The 16,427-nt window shown below is 56.1% G+C and carries 15 protein-coding genes; 7 read left to right on the top strand and 8 right to left on the bottom strand.

All coding sequences use genetic code 11. From position 1 onward, the window contains the following. Positions 1-9: 9 nt before the first annotated feature. On the top strand, positions 10-1,044 hold the full coding sequence (locus JR346_RS06380; RefSeq protein ID WP_205481996.1) for a malate dehydrogenase: 1,035 nt from the start codon (positions 10-12) through the stop codon (positions 1,042-1,044). 367 nt (positions 1,045-1,411) lie between these two features. On the opposite strand, the gene JR346_RS10390 is transcribed toward JR346_RS06380, so the two are convergent. Further along, the gene (locus tag JR346_RS10390; protein WP_240334039.1) at positions 1,412-1,690 is read right to left on the bottom strand and encodes a type I restriction endonuclease; all 279 of its coding nucleotides are present in this window, start codon (positions 1,688-1,690) and stop codon (positions 1,412-1,414) included. Next, entirely contained in the window at positions 1,677-1,880 is a 204-nt protein-coding gene (locus JR346_RS10385) for a hypothetical protein (RefSeq protein WP_240333893.1), read from the bottom strand. The genes JR346_RS10390 and JR346_RS10385 overlap by 14 nt, the downstream gene beginning before the upstream one ends. A gap of 173 nt (positions 1,881-2,053) precedes the next feature. Here JR346_RS10385 and JR346_RS06370 point away from each other — a divergent pair, with 173 nt between their 5' ends. Together JR346_RS06370 and JR346_RS06365 are read left to right on the top strand one after the other, a co-directional pair. Continuing rightward, a complete protein-coding gene (locus JR346_RS06370) occupies positions 2,054-2,509 on the top strand; it encodes a hypothetical protein (protein WP_205481995.1) in 456 nt (151 codons plus the stop codon). A gap of 33 nt (positions 2,510-2,542) precedes the next feature. Beyond that, on the top strand, positions 2,543-2,968 hold the full coding sequence (locus JR346_RS06365) for a GNAT family N-acetyltransferase (protein ID WP_240333892.1): 426 nt from the start codon (positions 2,543-2,545) through the stop codon (positions 2,966-2,968). Between the two features lie 70 nt (positions 2,969-3,038). Here the strand turns inward: JR346_RS06365 and JR346_RS06360 are convergent, their stop codons facing one another. The 4 genes from JR346_RS06360 to JR346_RS06345 form a co-directional block, all read right to left on the bottom strand. Then, positions 3,039-3,830, bottom strand: coding sequence for a mechanosensitive ion channel family protein (locus tag JR346_RS06360; protein ID WP_205481994.1), 792 nt, complete (start codon positions 3,828-3,830; stop codon positions 3,039-3,041). Between the two features lie 123 nt (positions 3,831-3,953). Further along, entirely contained in the window at positions 3,954-6,578 is a 2,625-nt protein-coding gene (locus JR346_RS06355) for a DNA topoisomerase (ATP-hydrolyzing) subunit A (RefSeq protein ID WP_205481993.1), read from the bottom strand. 126 nt (positions 6,579-6,704) lie between these two features. Next, positions 6,705-7,850: a hypothetical protein gene (locus JR346_RS06350; RefSeq protein ID WP_205481992.1), complete on the bottom strand. Its 1,146-nt coding sequence runs from the start codon at positions 7,848-7,850 to the stop codon at positions 6,705-6,707. Beyond that, positions 7,847-8,164, bottom strand: a complete 318-nt coding sequence (locus JR346_RS06345) for a PadR family transcriptional regulator (protein WP_205481991.1) — start codon at positions 8,162-8,164, stop codon at positions 7,847-7,849. The genes JR346_RS06350 and JR346_RS06345 overlap by 4 nt, the downstream gene beginning before the upstream one ends. A gap of 148 nt (positions 8,165-8,312) precedes the next feature. Between JR346_RS06345 and JR346_RS06340 the strand changes: the two genes are divergently transcribed. The 3 genes from JR346_RS06340 to JR346_RS06330 all read left to right on the top strand — a co-directional run bounded on the left by JR346_RS06340 (position 8,313) and on the right by JR346_RS06330 (position 13,033). Continuing rightward, entirely contained in the window at positions 8,313-11,069 is a 2,757-nt protein-coding gene (locus JR346_RS06340; protein WP_205481990.1) for a bifunctional GNAT family N-acetyltransferase/acetate--CoA ligase family protein, read from the top strand. Positions 11,070-11,217: 148 nt separating this feature from the next. Further along, entirely contained in the window at positions 11,218-11,802 is a 585-nt protein-coding gene (locus tag JR346_RS06335; RefSeq protein WP_204876262.1) for a DUF5998 family protein, read from the top strand. Between the two features lies 1 nt (position 11,803). Then, the gene (locus tag JR346_RS06330) at positions 11,804-13,033 is read left to right on the top strand and encodes an alkaline phosphatase family protein (RefSeq protein WP_205481989.1); all 1,230 of its coding nucleotides are present in this window, start codon (positions 11,804-11,806) and stop codon (positions 13,031-13,033) included. 87 nt (positions 13,034-13,120) lie between these two features. Here JR346_RS06330 and JR346_RS06325 read toward each other — a convergent pair whose 3' ends face one another. After that, positions 13,121-14,131 (bottom strand): hypothetical protein, encoded by a 1,011-nt coding sequence (locus JR346_RS06325; RefSeq protein WP_205481988.1) that lies wholly within the window; start codon positions 14,129-14,131, stop codon positions 13,121-13,123. A 51-nt stretch (positions 14,132-14,182) separates the two neighbouring features. Further along, on the bottom strand, positions 14,183-15,700 hold the full coding sequence (gene sepH / locus JR346_RS06320; RefSeq protein WP_205481987.1) for a septation protein SepH: 1,518 nt from the start codon (positions 15,698-15,700) through the stop codon (positions 14,183-14,185). A 397-nt stretch (positions 15,701-16,097) separates the two neighbouring features. Here sepH and JR346_RS06315 point away from each other — a divergent pair, with 397 nt between their 5' ends. Then, complete coding sequence (locus tag JR346_RS06315) at positions 16,098-16,397, top strand: DUF4193 domain-containing protein (protein WP_204876253.1); 300 nt, start codon at positions 16,098-16,100, stop codon at positions 16,395-16,397. Positions 16,398-16,427 lie beyond the last annotated feature (30 nt).

The following is a 16,427-nucleotide window of genomic DNA, read 5'->3' as shown; positions in this document are numbered from 1 at the left end:
GATGGGGTTATGTTTACTTCTGACTCACAATCACAGAAAAAGCCAGTTACTATTACCCTCACCGGCGCGGGTGGTCAGATTGGTTATGCCACCATGTTCCGCATTGCAGCCGGTGAGATGCTGGGCGCTGACACTCCGGTGCGCCTGCGCCTGCTAGAGATTCCTCCTCGGGGTGTCAAAGCTGCCGAAGGCGCGGCGATGGAACTCGAAGATTGCGCTTTTGAGCTTCTCGAATCGGTAGATATTTTTGATGACCCTCAGCAGGCTTTTGAGGGCGCCAATATTGGTATGCTGATTGGTGCGCATCCTCGCACTGCTGGTATGGAACGTGCTGACTTGCTCGAAGCTAACGGTGCTATTTTCTCGCAGCAGGGCGCTGCTATTAGCAAGTCTGCAGCTGATGACATCAAGGTGGTTGTGGTGGGTAACCCTGCGAACACTAATGCGCTGATTGCCGCTTCGCACGCTCCTGACGTTCCCTCGGAGCGTTTCACTGCGCTGACCCGTCTGGACCATCACCGGGCACTGGCTCAGCTGGCGGCAGCAACTAATACGCGCGTGAGCGATATCAAGAAGTTGGCGATTTGGGGTAACCATTCGGCAAGCCAGTACCCCGATGTTTTCAACGCAAGGATTGCAGGACGCGCGGCTCGGGGTGTTCTGCGTGAACACGGCAAAGATGAGCAGTGGATTTCTGGCGTCTTTATTCCCAAAGTAGCAAAGCGTGGTGCTGAAATTATTGAGGTGCGCGGTGGCTCATCGGTGGCTTCTGCTGCCCACGGCGCAATTTCTCATATGCGCTCCTGGATACTCGGTAGCGGGGGAGAACCCGTTTCGATGGGCGTGCTGAGCGCCGGCCAATACGGGGTTACTGAGGGAATTATTTCTTCATTCCCGGTTATCTGTGATAATGGTTGCTATGAAATAGATAACAGCTATGAAATTGATGAATTTTCACAAAAATACATCGATAAGACCGTTCAAGAACTGCTTGACGAAAAAGAAGCTGTGAAAACACTAGGGCTATTGGGTGAATCCCTCTAAAAACAATAAAGATGGGTGCTAACCTTTATTTGCCGGCAGGCGAAGAGGGGCGTTACCTGGCAGGTGTCGCCCCTTGTTATCGCCGTTCACTTGTTTTTATCTCTACAATAAATAGCGTTAGAGTGACCTTAAGGGGAACGTCAAGTAATATTTTTACCCTGCGGTCAGGCCTTACCTTTATTTTTAAATTCTTGAGTATCCTAAAAGGGTTTTAGGGCGCGTCCGCTCGAAAGACGCATGATTAGAACGGACACCTCACCACCAGCACTTAGGAATAAACCTGTGGACCCTCTCGAACTCGCGCGGTGGCAATCTGGTATCACCACCGTTTACCACTTCATGATGGTGCCCTTGACCTTTGGGTTGCCTACTCCGCCGATGTTGCCGCGGTTGAAGGGTGGAAAGACGGTGCCTTTGCCTCTGGGCGGGTGGTCATGGCGATCTCGTCTTGGGCGATGGCGAAGTGGGCGAGTGTGCCGCTGTGTTCGCGGGCGGTGAGGTATTGGTGCAGGGTGTGGTTGAGGGTTTGGGTGTATTCGCTTTTGAGTTCGATAGTGGCTACGGGTATGCCGTTGGTGAAGAGCACGGGGTCGAGGCGTAGGGTGCTGTCTTTGGGGTTGAAGTGGACTTCTTCAACGACGCGCAGAATGTTGGTCTTGGGGTGGGTAGGCCAGGAGTTTGAAGGGACGACGTGCGCTGGGGATTGAGAAGCCTTTGCGGAGCAGGTTGATAGTGCCGCCGCCTTGGTTTTCGGGGGTTTCGAGTTTGCTAGTGATGCGAGCCAGCAGGCGTTCTTTGGTAGCTTCTTGGGCGGACGCGGGTGCGTCGGGATTCACGAAGGAGCGGTAGCTGGGGGGGGAGAGAGAGAGAGGCTTCTAGTCAAGTGAGAATATCAGCGGGGTAGAGTACCTCGTTAAATCGTAAGTGACGTCATTGGGGCATGTCATAATGGCTTTATCACCAGCCGAACTGTGGGTGCGTATTTCACTCGCCTAGTACAAGGAGCCTTATGAGCGCTTTTACCTCCACCGCCCGATTGAGCAAGCCTTTTCTCTTTCTTCTAGCTGGTATTGCTGCGATACAGATAATAATTCTTGCCCTGTTTGCGTTTATGCCCAGTGAGGGTGGGGGCTTACTGCCTATCAGCATCGGCGTTCCGGTCTTTGTGCTTCTATTGTCGGTGCCCATGCTGTTTGCTACTACTCGGCTCACTATCGATGCAGAACAAGTACACGCCAAAACCTTCGGCTTCTTCTCCACCACCATCAAGCGCAGCGACATCGTGGACGCGCAGGTGGGAGCTCCCACAGGACTGGGCGCTGGTGCGGGGCTGCGCATCATGGGTAACTGCACTACTGGCTACCTCACCGGCGGCCCCAATCTTGCGCTAGAACTCGCTGACGGCACCCGCACAGCCGTTTCGACGCCTCGCCCTGAAGAAGCTAAAAAAGCCCTGGGATACTAGCCCGCCCACCTCTACCGCAAAGACCCAGCACCTGTGAGTATTACCTACGTTCAAAACCGCGACCTTGACCATAAGGCGCTAGTGCATTTGTATGACTCGGTTGGGTGGAGTGCCTACACCCAGACGCCAGAAAACCTCGTCCCTATGGTGTGCAACAGCTGGTACGTATGTGCAGCCTTCGACGCCGATCAGTTAGTGGGCCTTGTGAGAGTGGTCAGCGACGGGCTCACTATCGCCTACATCCAAGATCTGCTAGTGCTACCCACCCACCAGAGGCAAGGAATTGCTACCCACCTGATGCGCCGCGTCCTTGATACCATCCACGCCGCGAAAATTCGCCAAACTTACCTCACCACGGACGCCACCACCGACAACCAGCACACTATCGACTTCTACACCACGCTGGGCTTCAAAAACATCGGCGACTACAAATGCGTCACCCTCGCTAGGCTTGCTTAAGACAGGTTAATTATATCTGGACGTATGCTCAACATAGGGTGTCTGATACTGTTCGAGTCCATGCGAGCTTTTACTCACCCTTATGCACAATAATCGACGGTTCTGAGATAGTGATTCCCTCACGCCTAAATGCCGAGACCACCGCCTGAATCACCTCATGACGTGCGCCGGAAGCGTCCATCTGTGTGGCAGCAGACCAAAAACGCAGGGACAAAATGACAGAACCATCGGTCACTTCAGTCAAAAACGCCTGCGGATCGCGCTCAGAACTCACCTGCGGCAAACCCACCATCGTACGCTCAGCAACCTCACGCGCCCGCGCCAAATCGGTATCCAAACTCAATTCGATTTTTACCGAAGAACGAATCCGCTTGAACCCCGTCTGCACCGTCACCACTTCATCGTGCATAGTGCTGTTCGGAATAATCAGCAGATGCCCGTCAAAAGAGCGAATCTGCGTTGACGTAAAACCAATCGAAATGATGTTGCCGCTAATATCTCCCAACAGAATCTGATCGTTCTGCCTAAACTGGTCGCGCGCCAAAATCACCAGACCAGAGAACATATTGCCCAGCACCGTCTGAAAAGCAATACCGGCAGCAATCGAAATCACCGTAACGCCACCGAGCACGTCCACCGGCTTCACCGACGGGAACACGACGGTCAGCGATGCGAGGAAGAAAACCACGCCCACTACCCAGCTCGCCAATCGTGAAAAGACGTGCGCCGAACTCGGCCCGCGCCCCACCCGCAATAAGATCTTCTTAACGGTCCAGGCGATAATCCAGGCAAGCACCAAACCCACCATGAACACCTGAAGCGCCTGAAAAGCACCGCTCCATGACAGTGAATCTGGCATCATGACTCCTTAGATAAAAACGTACCGCACAGTACACAAAAGTTCAGCTCAACTCTATAACAGAAACTAAGCCCCGCACCTTATCGCAAGAACAGGGGGGGGCTTACCTGCACTAACAGGGCACGGTTAGAAGAGAGCGTTCTCGCTAGGCTCATCATCAGTGACAGGTTTCTGCGGGCTGGGTTGCGTCGGTTCTTCAGGACGCGCATCCTCAAGGTTTGGCGCAAGGGCGGCGGATGCAGCCGGGGCAGTACGCGGCTGAGTTACCTCGTAAGAAGGACCAACAGCGACAATCGCTTGAACCAATGGAACACCGGAGCCATCGCGAGCGCCGAACTCCGTGGGCAGGGTGCGGGCAACACCAGCAGCCGAAACAGCCTTAGCCGGGCCTACACCAACCCACGCGAAGTCGAGTTGGGTTTCGCCGGTGAGCAGACGGTGGGCGCGCATACCTGCGGTGGCGCGTCCCTTAGCGGGGAACTCGCTCAGCTCAGTCACCTTCACGGAGGGCTCCATACTGCTGGCGGCGTTCGTAACGGTCACTACCTGCGCGTTAGTGCCGGGGGCAGTTGCACCGAAAGCAATCACGGCATCATCATCAGCGACCTTCATGCCTGCCATGCCGCCACCTGCTCGACCCTGCGGGCGCACTTTGGAGGCGTCAAAGGTCAGCAGTTTGCCCTGGCGGGTGATAAAGGTGAAGTTCTCATCGCCAGCATCGGCAACAGCAACACTGATTACCCGGTCTTTAGCTTTGAGTTTGATAGCTTCCCATTCATCGCGGTTCAGCGGGTAGTCAGGGTTGACGCGCTTAATAACGCCGCGTTCGGTCGCCACCGCAATAACGGTGTTCAGCGGAACGATGCCCACCAGCGTTTCACCCTTAGCTAGGGTGACCACTTCGCTAGCCTTCACACCGCTAGAGAGCAGGGGAGTTCCCGAAGAGTCCTCCAGTACCGCCAAATCCATGACGCCCAGACGCACCATGCGTCCGCTCGATGTTACGGCACCCACCTCACCGCGGGCGGTGGTAGCCACCCACGAGGTCAGTGCATCACTTTTCAGGCGCTTACCCGGCTCAACCAGGGGAGCATGCTTGCCCTTGGTGGGCACCGTGCGCCCAATCAACCCCGAGGTTGAGAGTAGAACCCAACAAGGATCGTCAGCGATTTCAAGGGCAAGACCGAGGCCCTTCTTCTTGGAAGTCTCAGCGCCGGTAGCCAGCGCTACTGCCTCCAAATCGTCCTTATCTGTCAGCTTGGTGCGGCGGTCGGTGCCGTAAAGATCAGCAACCTCCTGCAATTCATCAGAAACCAAGGTGCGCAGTTTGATATCAGAGGCAAGAATCGACTCAAGCTCAGCAATATCGGCGGCAAGCTCATCGCGTTCAGCTTCCAACTCAATGCGCGAATACTTGGTCAGCTGGCGCAGGCGCAGCTCCAGAATGTGGTTAGCCTGCACCTCCGTCAAATCGAAAATCTGCATCAGGCGGGTACGTGCCTGGGCCGTTTCATCAGAGTCACGAATAATCTGAATGACCTCGTCAATATCGACGATAGCCACCAGCAAACCCTCCACCAGATGTATACGGTCGCGGCGCTTACCTAGACGATGCTCGGTGCGGCGGCGCACCACGTTAATACGGTGCTGCACGTAGACCCGCAACAGATCCAACAGACCTAGGGTCTGCGGTTGACCATCGACCAGGGCAACGTTATTGATGCCGAATGAATCTTCCAGCGGGGTGTACTTGTACAGCGATGCCAGCACCGCGTGCGGGTCAAACCCGTTCTTGACCTCAATCACCAAACGTAGACCGTTCTTACGGTCGGTCAGGTCTTGAACATCAGAGATGCCCACGAGCTTCTTATTATTAACCCCGTCTTTAATCTTGTCGATAACTTTTTCAGGACCCACCATGTAGGGCAGCTCAGTCACCACAATGCCACGCTTGCGGGCAGTCACCTGCTCAATGCTGACTTTAGCGCGGGTCTTGAAAATACCGCGTCCGGTGGCGTAGCCGTCCTTAATGCCCTTGGTGCCCACGATGATACCGCCGGTGGGAAAATCAGGGCCGGGAATGAATTTCTGAATCTCAGGCAGGGTCGCCTCAGGGTTCTCTAACAGGTGGTGGGCACCGGCAATGACCTCGCGCAGGTTATGCGGTGCCATATTGGTCGCCATACCCACAGCAATACCCGTAGCGCCATTAACCAAGAGGTTCGGGAAAGCCGCCGGCAAGACGGAGGGCTGCATGAACTGATTATCGTAGTTGGGCACAAAATCTACGACGTTCTCGTCCAAGTTATTGGTCAGCGCCAAAGCAGCCGGACCCATACGAGCCTCAGTATAACGAGAAGCCGCCGGGCCATCATCCAACGAACCAAAGTTACCGTGACCATCAACCAGCGGCAGACGCATCGCGAAAGGCTGCGCCAAACGCACCATCGCATCGTAAATCGCAGCATCACCGTGCGGGTGCAACTTACCCATGACCTCGCCCACCACACGGGCAGACTTCACATGACCCTTCTCAGGGCGCAACCCCATCTGCTGCATCATATACAAAATACGACGCTGAACAGGCTTGAGACCATCGCGCGCATCAGGCAGGGCACGCGAGTAAATCACCGAGTAGGAATACTCCAAAAAGCTAGATTCCATCTCGGATGAAACATCAATATCAACAATGTTCTCTTGAATACCCTCAGGGTAGTCATCAACAATATTCTTGGTTGACCGCCGTGCCATAAAGGTTCTCACCCTGCCATAGATAACGTGCTGAAAAATCTAGGCGCCGTCAAGCGCCAAACACCCCATTTTACCGCACTGAGCTCTATCTGCACGGCGTCTTGCCTGAGGGTACAGCCACCAGCCTCACGGGCGGATGCACCCACCGGCTGACTGGTGCGAGGCAGGCGCCGTACCGCGCGCGTCCTTGGGTGCTACCGCAAGAATAATTGCCCCGCAAAAAGCTGCCATTCCGGTCAGCGAGCTCAGAGCACTGGCGGGGCTGGCGATTCCACCATCGGTGCCGAAAGTGTCAGCTACACCCCTATCAAAGTGGAACCCCAGAGGAAACTGCACGAGTACAAAGATGCCCACATGTACAAGGCAGGCGCAGCAGAGCAACCCGCGAACCGTGAGCACGGTTTTTGCCATAAGGGATGCACCAAAGACCAGTACCGCCAGGCAGAGGAAGCATGTAACGGCAATCAATATTCCCCAGCTTTCGGTGATCTGGTGTTCGCGAAGCATACTTTGGTAGATGCTCGTTATGTCGTGACCGGGCACCTTCGTTAGCGGAGAGAAAATTGTTGCATCGAGAGCGCCCGCAACAGCCACGCTCAAGGCTGAGAGAACGGTGAGAGCTATGATGAGCGTCCGCGTCTGGTGTGAAGCTGCGCGGTAGTGGGTGCGTTCTGATGACTTAGCTATCGCGAGAATCAGCAATAGAACAGTAAGAACGAACAGTACACCCATGAACACGCGGCTGACGTTTAGCCACGAGATGCCGGGCGAAAGGCTATTGAAGGTGATGGCTTCAAACGTTGCCAATGCGCTGATCAGTGTTGTAACCACTATGAGCGCGGGAACCAACCTGTCCAAAACGGGAAAGAAGAGGGCGACAGCCCTGGCACACCAGGCGGTTGATACAACCACAGTCAGTGCGCTTGCGCCCAGAGCGAGTTGATGCCGGAGGGGTAAATCAATGGGGTAGGGCGGATACGAGCGGGGGTCACTGCCGAACACGTACCCCTTGAGCAAAAATGCTCCTAGCCAGTAGGCTAAAGCCCACCGCGCCGACCGAACCGCCAACCAGGCTCGCGGGTGTGGCGAGAGCTCAGCCGCCCGATCAGCCCGTACCGTAGCCCAGAGCGCACCTGCGATAATAGCACCGCGCGAAAGTCCCAGCTGGGGCGCGTAAACCCAGTCAGAGAACCATTCTTCTGCTTTGCGCTCGCGCAGGTGCAGGGGGAGTACCAGTGTGAGCGTGGTAAAAAAGAGCCGGGCGAGTCTCATGAGGCAAACCTTGTGACAGGACGTACGCCCTTGATCTCTTGGCGTGCCCGGTTGCGGGCAAGGGCAGCCGGGGCAGCCGCTGCGCCCTCAGCAGTGAGCGAGTAGAGGCGACGGCGCGGGCCCCGATCTGTCTCAGCATCCCACTGTGATACCGCCCAACCGGCGTTTTCGAGGCGCTCAAGAATGGGGTAAATGCTACCTGCCGGTCTGCCGGTTTCTTTGATGATGAGCAGACCCCAGACAGGTGCGGACGCTCCCAGCAGGTATTCAAGAACGTCGGCGGTTGCCGGGGTGATGCGAGAAAGCTGTTTCATGGGTTAAATCTATCTATATAGAGATAGAGGAGTCAAGGGGTAAACCCTGATGATAGGAGACTCTCATCCACCCCTCCACAATGCTGTAACTTGAAACACATTTCGTGTAGATTGGGTTCAAAGCCAGCCCTGCACGAAAGAGCACCCCATGAACGATTTTGTTCCCGTCGATCCCGCGCACCCCACCACCGACGAAATCCCCTTCATCTACCCCGCCCACTGGGAAGCAGACGTCGTGCTGCGCGACGGTGCAACCGCCCACCTGCGTCCGGTGCTCCCCACCGACAGAGTGGCGCTGGAAACTATGTACGCTGGGCAGTCTGAAAAAACCATCTACCTGCGCTTTTTTGGCTTCAAACCCAAGCTCAGCGATAAGGAACTCACCCGCTTCACCACGGTTAACCACAACGACCGTGTAGCTTTTGTGCTGTTTTTGGGCGAGGAAATGATCGGCATTGGTCGCTACGACCGCTCCCATATTGCCCATGAAGCCGAAGTTGCCTTCATGATTTCTGACGCTCACCAGGGGCGCGGTATCGGCTCTATTCTGCTGGAACACCTTGCCGCCGCCGCCCACGAGCGCGGTATCAACCGCTTTACTGCCGAGGTCTTGCCCGAAAACCGCAAGATGCTCAACGTTTTCAAAGACGCAGGCTACGAGGTGCAACGCGAATTTGATGACGGTTTCGTTTACGTGCAGTTTGATATTGACCCGACCGAGAAATCTCGTCAGGTGATGGAAGCCCGCGAACACCGTGCTGAGGCGCTATCAATCTCTGAGCTTCTTGCCCCAGAACATGTGGTGGTCATGGGCGATTCAGCCCGCTGGGAACGTACGGGTGAAGCCCTGCTTACGAATATCACTGAAGTGGGCTTTACCGGTCGTGTTTCAGCCTATGCTACCCACCCGGTGATTTCGCAGTATGAGGTGACCGCCGATTTTTCATCGCTCACTCCCGCCCCTGATCTCGCTATCATCAACACCGCTATCGAAGAGGTACCCGCAGCCGTTGAACTATGCGGACGCGCCGGGGTGCGCGGTGCGCTCATTCAGACCAAGGGGTACGCTGATGACGGTGCGCGGGGGAGTGCCCGCCAAAAATCTATTGTGCGCCTAGCACGTAGCTACGGCATGCGCATCATCGGTCCGGCATCCTTCGGCCTGATTAACACCCACCCCGATGTTCGCCTTGACACTACCCCCACCGAGAAAGACCCGGTACACGGCAGCTTAGGGCTTTTCAGCCAGTCAGCGGGGCTGGGGCTCATGCTTTCCAACTCAGCAGTACGACGGGGCATCGGTGTTTCCTCACTGGTCTCAGCCGGTAACCGCGCCGACGTTTCGGGTAACGACCTCATGCAGTACTGGGAAGACGACCCTGCCACCCGCGCCTGCGGTCTCTTCCTGGAATCCATCGGTAACCCCCGCAAATTCAGCCGTATTGCCCGCAGGCTCGCGCGCATCAAACCCGTGATTGTCGCCAAAAATGTTGCCACCGGTAGCCACCTGCCGCCGGGGCACTCCGGACGTACCTCCATCGCCCCGGCGCAGGCACTGGATGCAATGTTCCGCCAATCCGGTGTAATCAGCGCTGAATCAAGCGAACAGCTACTCGATGTAGCCCAAATTATCGTCAGCCAGCCACTACCCGCAGGGAGGCGCGTCGCGGTTCTCTCCAACGCCTTTGCCCTAGGTCAAATTCTCGTTGATCGAGCCCAAAGCCTTGAGCTTGAGGTCAAAACCACGGAATCAACCCTCCACCTCGAAAGTGACGGACTGGATATTCTGCGCGAAGTGCTCATCTCAACACTCGAAAGCAGTGACGTCGACGCGGCCTTTACCGCTTTCCTACCGGTAGACGGTGTCGATGTGAAAGACATTGCCCGCGTACTCTACGAATGCTCACAGGTGGCTGGTAAGCCGGTCGTCGCGTCCTTCACCGGCGCTGATGCAAGCGACAAGGTGCTACGCGGTATCTGGCGTCCCGACCCTCAGCCTGCTACCGACAGCAAAGACGAAACAACCGAACACACCGAGGACGCGGCAAACGGACTGCCCTGCTTCGAATCCCCAGCGCAAAGCGTCACCTCAATGGCGGCAATCATGGATTACGCCCGCTGGCGCTCCAGCGAATCGGGCATCGAAGAAATACCCGAGGGCATTTTAGTAAAAGATGCCCGCGCCACCCTCGCCGAGCTGACCCCGCAAGGCGAAGAACTCGTTGAGCTCAGCCAAGAACAAACCCACGACATCTTGGGGTTCTACGGGGTAGAACTCATGGCAACCACTCCCTTTAGCACAGAGGCAGACGCGCTCGCGGCGGTCGAAACCGTTGGCGGGTATCCGGTAGTCCTCAAAACCACCGATAAAGTCATGGCACAACGCATTGACCTAGGAGGTGTACGCCTAGGCATCGAAAACGATGAACAACTCATTGATGCCATCGACCAAATGCATCGCGCCCTCGCTCCCTTTGGCACTTTCGAACTGGCAGTGCAAAAACAGGCACCGGGTGGGCAGACCGCAATCATCCGCGCCATCGAAGACCCCCTGCTGGGACCGGTAATTTCCTACGGCATGACAGGGGACGCAACTACCCTCTTAGATGACTGGGCGCATAGGATCCCACCGCTCACAGCCCGCGATGTACACGAGATGGTGCGCGCCCCCAAAGCTGCCCAAAAACTGCTGGGTACCCGAGGCATTCCCGCAGTAAATATCGAACTGCTGGAAGATGTCATCGTGCGCATCGCTACTCTTAAAAACAACCACCCCGAGGTCGCAGAAATTGAGCTAAGCCCCGTGATGGTCACCAGCACCCACCTCTCAGTAGTCGCGGGTTTCATTAAGGTCGGCAACCCCCAGCAGCGCACCGACTCAGCACGTCGCACCATGAGCAGCTAACCTCCACCGCGCCCCGTAACGAACTGCGATGCACGGTGCTCTCGCGTACACTTATACAGTGCCCTGACCGTTGAGTGAGGGCACTGATGCGGTGCTACGCAAGCACCCGCGAATGCACAATACACCGTGGGAAGGTAAAGGCTAGGGAATGTCTCAGACACCGCAGATTCGAGAACTCGTCAGTGATGTGATGCGGGCGGGGTTCTACCCTGAACTGGTGATGGATACCGTGGCGACGGTCTTTGAACCCGATGAAATTATCGGTCATCTGGTGCAGCTTGAAACCCACTTTGATCATGAAGAAGTGCACCGCCACATTACGGTGCTGGTTTTGACCGAGTCTCACCTTTTAGCCGCCCACCTTGATGACCAGCAGCTTGATGAAGAAGGCTCAGTGGTAGCTGCTCACATTAACTCCGAGGTCGTGCCCCTGCGTAAACTTGGCACCGTCACCACCAACCTGACCTACCTGCAACCGCAAACCTTTATTCCCGGTACCCGCGCATCAGAAATTCAGATTTCCATCGCTTGGACGGGCTCCCAACGCCTCGACATGGCACCTGCCGACTGCCCCGACCCCCAGTGTACCGCTGATCACGGCTTTACCGGCACCGGCGTCCGTGAAGACATCATGGTGCGAGTATCAGCCAGCGCAGACGGTGCTACCGCCATTATCAATGCCCAAAAATTTGCATCCGCCCTGCGCAAAGCGCAGATTAAGGCAACTCGATAAAATGAGCTTCTCTGATTTTCGCGGTACACCCGTGCCCACCCATCCCGGTTACGGGGCGCACAATATCGCAGACCTTTTTGAATCTGCCGGTACCCTTGTCGCACAGGGCTCAATTGCCCCGGACGAGCACCCTGTTCTGGGCACCGGTAGACATGATCTGCTGAACCTGCGCCAGCGACTGGCGGACGCGGGCCTCAACCCCGATGCCTACCGTAGCGTGTGCGTGGTTATGGTGGACGGTCTGGGGGAGCAGCTGCTACGCCGATACGGCTCCTATGCCCCCTATCTGAAAAAAGCTATTTCGTTAGGTCCGCTGAACTCCGCTGTACCCTCCACTACAGCTGCCTCCCTCACCTCTTTCGGTACCGCGCTTGCCCCCGGCACCCACGGAATCGCGGGCTACGACGTCCGCAATCCCGAAAAAAATGAAATTATGAACCAGCTCTCTGGCTGGGATAAAAGCGTTGACCCCCACCAGTGGCAACCCTACCCCACGGTGTTTGAACGCTTTGAAAATCACTGTGAGGTGGCAACGGTGACGCTCTCAAAGTACCAGGGCACAGGGTTGAGCGAAGCAGGGTTACGCGGCGGTCGATTTATCCACGCTCAGGGGGCAGCTGCCCGCGTCACCCTGGGGCACAGTATTCTCTCAGCTCGTAAGCCAGCCTTGGTCTACCTCTACTGGGCTGAGATCGACCAGGTGGGGCACCGTTACGGCGCAGATTCACCCCAGTGGAGCGAACAGCTCGAAGAATTGAACCTGCACATGCGCCGTCTCGCTGAGCGACTGCCTGCCCACACCCTGCTCTTGCTCACCGCTGATCACGGCATGGTGGATATTCCTGAAGAGCACCGTCTTGACTACTCTGAGCGAACCAACTTGCTAGAAAATGTTGAGCTAACCGGTGGGGAGCCGCGCATGGTACAGCTCTACCTCAAGGACGCCAGTGCTACCGCTAAACGTGCGACCCTCGAAGCCTGGGACGCTGCATACGGGGATATCGCCTGGATTATTGATACCGAAACAGCGTTCGAAGCTGGCTATTTTGGTGATCACCTGAGTGATGAAGCCCGAGCACGTATTGGCGATATTCTCATTGCCTGCCGCGAGGATTATGCCCTCTATGATATGCGCCACTATAAGCCGCACGCACTCAAAATGGTGGGTCAGCATGGCTCCCTCACCGAAGCCGAAACGCAGGTACCTTTGCTGGTGCTTCCCACCCACTAAAACCCCTATAAACACACGAACCGGGCAAGAGAATATCTTGCCCGATTCGTCAGTATAAAAGTGGCGTCACGCCTGGAGAGGTTTATGCTAGGGCGCTATTGCGGTGTTGGGTGCCGCTGGCCCATCACTACCCTGCCTGGAACCGGTTCCTGCACCGGGCGCTGGGGGAGCCGAAAGGGTAGGTGCTATCTCTGGAGCTGTTGGCTGTGGAACCACCGGGGCAGTAGGTGCCGGTTCTGTAGATATCACAGGAGACTCAGCGTCGGGTGGAGTGCTTTCCTCAGAAGGCATCGGCTCTACCTCAGCAGTGGGTACATCTGTTGGTTCGATCGTAGCCGGAGTGGTTTCTGCCGGTGCGCTGGGTTGGGTCGGTTCAGGTGCCATGGGCGGTGCTACTGTCGGTTCAGGCGCAACGGGTACCTCTCTGGCATCAGAGGGAAGCTCCGTTTCAGTAATAGTGGGTGCCAGCGTCGGAAGCACGGGCACAGGGGTTTGTCCTGCCGGTGTATCGCTCACAACCACCACGGGCGCTTCTTGAACAGGGCTGTCAGCGGGAACAGGCTGTGATTCCTCGGGCTGTTCACTGTTCGAACCCAGCATCATGCCTGTTGCTGTGGCAAGACCCAGCACCAAAAGTGCCAGTGCGCCCACACCAACCAGTTTGCCCGGTGATAACTGAACAACCTCAGAGGTCTTCGCAGAAGCGGGAGGGACGGAAGCCGCTTTAGCCCTCTTTTCAGCAGCTTCGCGAGCCTCCGCGCGCGCAATGGCAGCCTCACGTTCAATCTTCTCTGCTTTAGCTTTCTCAGCCGCCACAGCACGTGCCTCTGCGCGTTCTTGGGCGCGCTCGCGCAGTGACTTCTTCTCGACTACCTCACCGCGAGAAAGCAGAGACAAACCCAGTGACGGATCTCCATCAATCTCATGGCCCTCAGCCACTATATGATTGCCGTCTACATACTGGTATCCGGCGTCGAGGGGACTCAACGGCTGCGTTGCGTCCTCGTCTACAGTGGGCGCTGTTTCTGGGGCAAGGGGCACCGTCTTCTCATCATCAAAGGGATGATCAGAAGAAGATGGGTTCTTCGAAGATGCCATAAAGGGTTTATCTTTTGCTGTTCTTGAGGTCTGCGTGGTGGTTTTCAGCGACTAGTGGCGACGCTGGTTGCCGAAAATAATGTCGTCCCAACTGGGCACCGAAGTGCGCTTTGAGCGTCGCGCAGGCGCCGGTTCTTCATCGGCTGAATCCTGAGTGCTCGACTCTGTTGATTCTGACTTTGCATCTGAGCTTTCGCGAACGGATACAACCGGCTGGCTCTGAGACGCCTGAGGTTCACCGGCGGTATCAGTTTCTACAGGATCAGTGTCGGCGGAGACTTCTTCGGTGGAGACAGATACCTCGGGGCGTGCATTCTCAGAGGTAACAGCTGAAAGCTGGGGTGCAGTCCCCTTTTGCTCGATAGGCTCTGCTGAGGCGTTAGAGGACTGCTCAGAATCAGCAAGAGCGTCATCGTGCTGAACTGCCTGCTGGTTCTCTACATCCTGCTGATCTTCCGCCGCATGCTCCTGTGCAGGTTCTTCTACAGTGATAACTTCGGTGACTGCCGGAGCGTCCTGGTCAATGATGACCTGCTCGGCGCGATCGACATTGTTGCTGTGTGCAGAGTCGTCATTCGCAGCGGTGGGTTCTGCCTGTTCAGGCTGCTGGTCCTGCGCCGGAGTTTCTGCGTGCGCGGCGGACGGTGCGCTCTCGGCGCGGGCAGCCGATGAACGACGCGCGCGCTCCAAGAGCTCTGCGAGCTTTCGTTCTTCGGGGGTACCTCGACGGTTAGCCGCTGGCTCAGTAGAGGTATAGAAGGCAGAAGAACGCGCTGCTGACTGCTCTGCCTGCTGAGGGGTAGCAGGGGTGCCGCGACGCTGGGCCAGCTGGTCAAGGAGCTCATTGTGAGAGGGGTTATGAGGCACCCTCACCTCAGTAATTTTGGGTTCTGCAACCTGAACGGGGGCGTTCTCATGGGTATCGTGGCTGCCAATGCCCGGCAGGGGAGCATCGCTCGAATGATCGCGCCCCATCAAAAAGTAGGCAGCTTCATTGGACGCGTAGATGCTCTGGTTAGCGGGGTTGTAGTTCCAACGTGCCGGGAATACAGCTGTTCGCGGCAACCCATCACGAACCTCAGCACCAAACGCGAAATCAACGCTCACGGTCCACTGACCAGACTCCTGCTGCCAGGTAGTCCACTCAGCATCCTCAGGGGTGAAACCGTAGCGCTGGGCGGTAGCTGCAATATGCTCACGCAACGACAGGGCAGCGGCGTCGCGGCGTCCTAGGCTCTGAGAAGAAATCACCACGTTCTGAGCTGACTGAATAATGTTGGCGCGCTCAGCAACAATGGGCCACTCGTAACGACGAACGCGGTTAGCATCCCACCCAGACTCCGCGACAATCTCTTCAACGGTAGCGCCCTGACGGAACCGGGTCTGAATATCACGCGGACCAAAGGTACCGTTACCACCGAGCGAGCGTACCTGCGGAATACGGCGCGCCTTAGCAATACTTGTGCGCAAGTTCTGGTCGATGGGCAGGCGATAGGTAGTGCCATCGGCAGACTCGAGAACAAGGTTCTCACCATCGTCGTGAATACCAACAAGACGCAAGTCAAGCATAAAAACTCCAGAAGTAGTAGCGGTGGTTAACGCTAGAGACAATCATCTAACAGATTACCCCGTCTCGCAGCGTAAAAACGGGTCAGAAGCGTCTGGAACGAAACATTAATCTTAAATCACGCCTTGAAGTCTCACTTTGCTTCAACTCTCTCTTGAACTTGAAGGTTCAGTGACGGTTCGCCCTTGAAGTCAAAGAGCGATAAATGACACAAATAAGAGGTCAGCTAGACAAAATCATTTTAATAGTGAAAAATGCTACGCGTTGGTTCAACAATTTCGCCCCCATATCAGGGCGCAAACAGCGTTGAGCAGCGCACAGAAATTGGCGACTTACATCTCAGGCACCACAGCCTGCGACTATAACTGAGTACATCACTCCAGAAAGCGTGAAACCTACGTGGCAACCGATTACGATGCACCCCGCAAGCAAGACGAAAACAACGAAGAATCATCGATTGAAGAGCTGAACGCTCACCGCTCCGAAATGCAGTCGGGTGCTGTTGACGAAGACGAAAACGCGGCAGCCGAAAGTTTTGAGCTCCCCGGCGCAGACCTTTCCAACGAAGAACTCAACGTCGTAGTTCTTCCCGCGCAGGACGATGAGTTCACCTGTGCCTCCTGCTTCCTCGTTCGCCACCGTTCACAGGTTGCGCGTGAAGAAGGCGATCTGAAGTACTGCGTAGAGTGTGAAGGCTAAATAGTCGCCACTCAAAAACTACTGAGGTAA

Source organism: Rothia sp. ZJ932 (assembly GCF_016924835.1).
Classification (GTDB): Bacteria; Actinomycetota; Actinomycetes; order Actinomycetales; family Micrococcaceae; genus Rothia.
The sequence above is the reverse complement of the archived record's forward strand: the minus strand, read 5'-3'. Positions and strand labels throughout refer to the sequence as shown.

Bases quoted from the DNA above. Each gene is read 5' to 3' on its own strand.
- JR346_RS06380 (WP_205481996.1), top strand. From the start codon at position 10: ATGTTTACTTCTGACTCACAATCACAGAAAAAGCCAGTTACTATTACC.
- JR346_RS06370 (WP_205481995.1), top strand. From the start codon at position 2,054: ATGAGCGCTTTTACCTCCACCGCCCGATTGAGCAAGCCTTTTCTCTTT.
- JR346_RS06360 (WP_205481994.1), bottom strand. From the start codon at position 3,830: ATGATGCCAGATTCACTGTCATGGAGCGGTGCTTTTCAGGCGCTTCAG.
- JR346_RS06355 (WP_205481993.1), bottom strand. From the start codon at position 6,578: ATGGCACGGCGGTCAACCAAGAATATTGTTGATGACTACCCTGAGGGT.
- JR346_RS06350 (WP_205481992.1), bottom strand. From the start codon at position 7,850: ATGAGACTCGCCCGGCTCTTTTTTACCACGCTCACACTGGTACTCCCC.
- JR346_RS06345 (WP_205481991.1), bottom strand. From the start codon at position 8,164: ATGAAACAGCTTTCTCGCATCACCCCGGCAACCGCCGACGTTCTTGAA.
- JR346_RS06340 (WP_205481990.1), top strand. From the start codon at position 8,313: ATGAACGATTTTGTTCCCGTCGATCCCGCGCACCCCACCACCGACGAA.
- JR346_RS06335 (WP_204876262.1), top strand. From the start codon at position 11,218: ATGTCTCAGACACCGCAGATTCGAGAACTCGTCAGTGATGTGATGCGG.
- JR346_RS06330 (WP_205481989.1), top strand. From the start codon at position 11,804: ATGAGCTTCTCTGATTTTCGCGGTACACCCGTGCCCACCCATCCCGGT.
- JR346_RS06325 (WP_205481988.1), bottom strand. From the start codon at position 14,131: ATGGCATCTTCGAAGAACCCATCTTCTTCTGATCATCCCTTTGATGAT.
- sepH (WP_205481987.1), bottom strand. From the start codon at position 15,700: ATGCTTGACTTGCGTCTTGTTGGTATTCACGACGATGGTGAGAACCTT.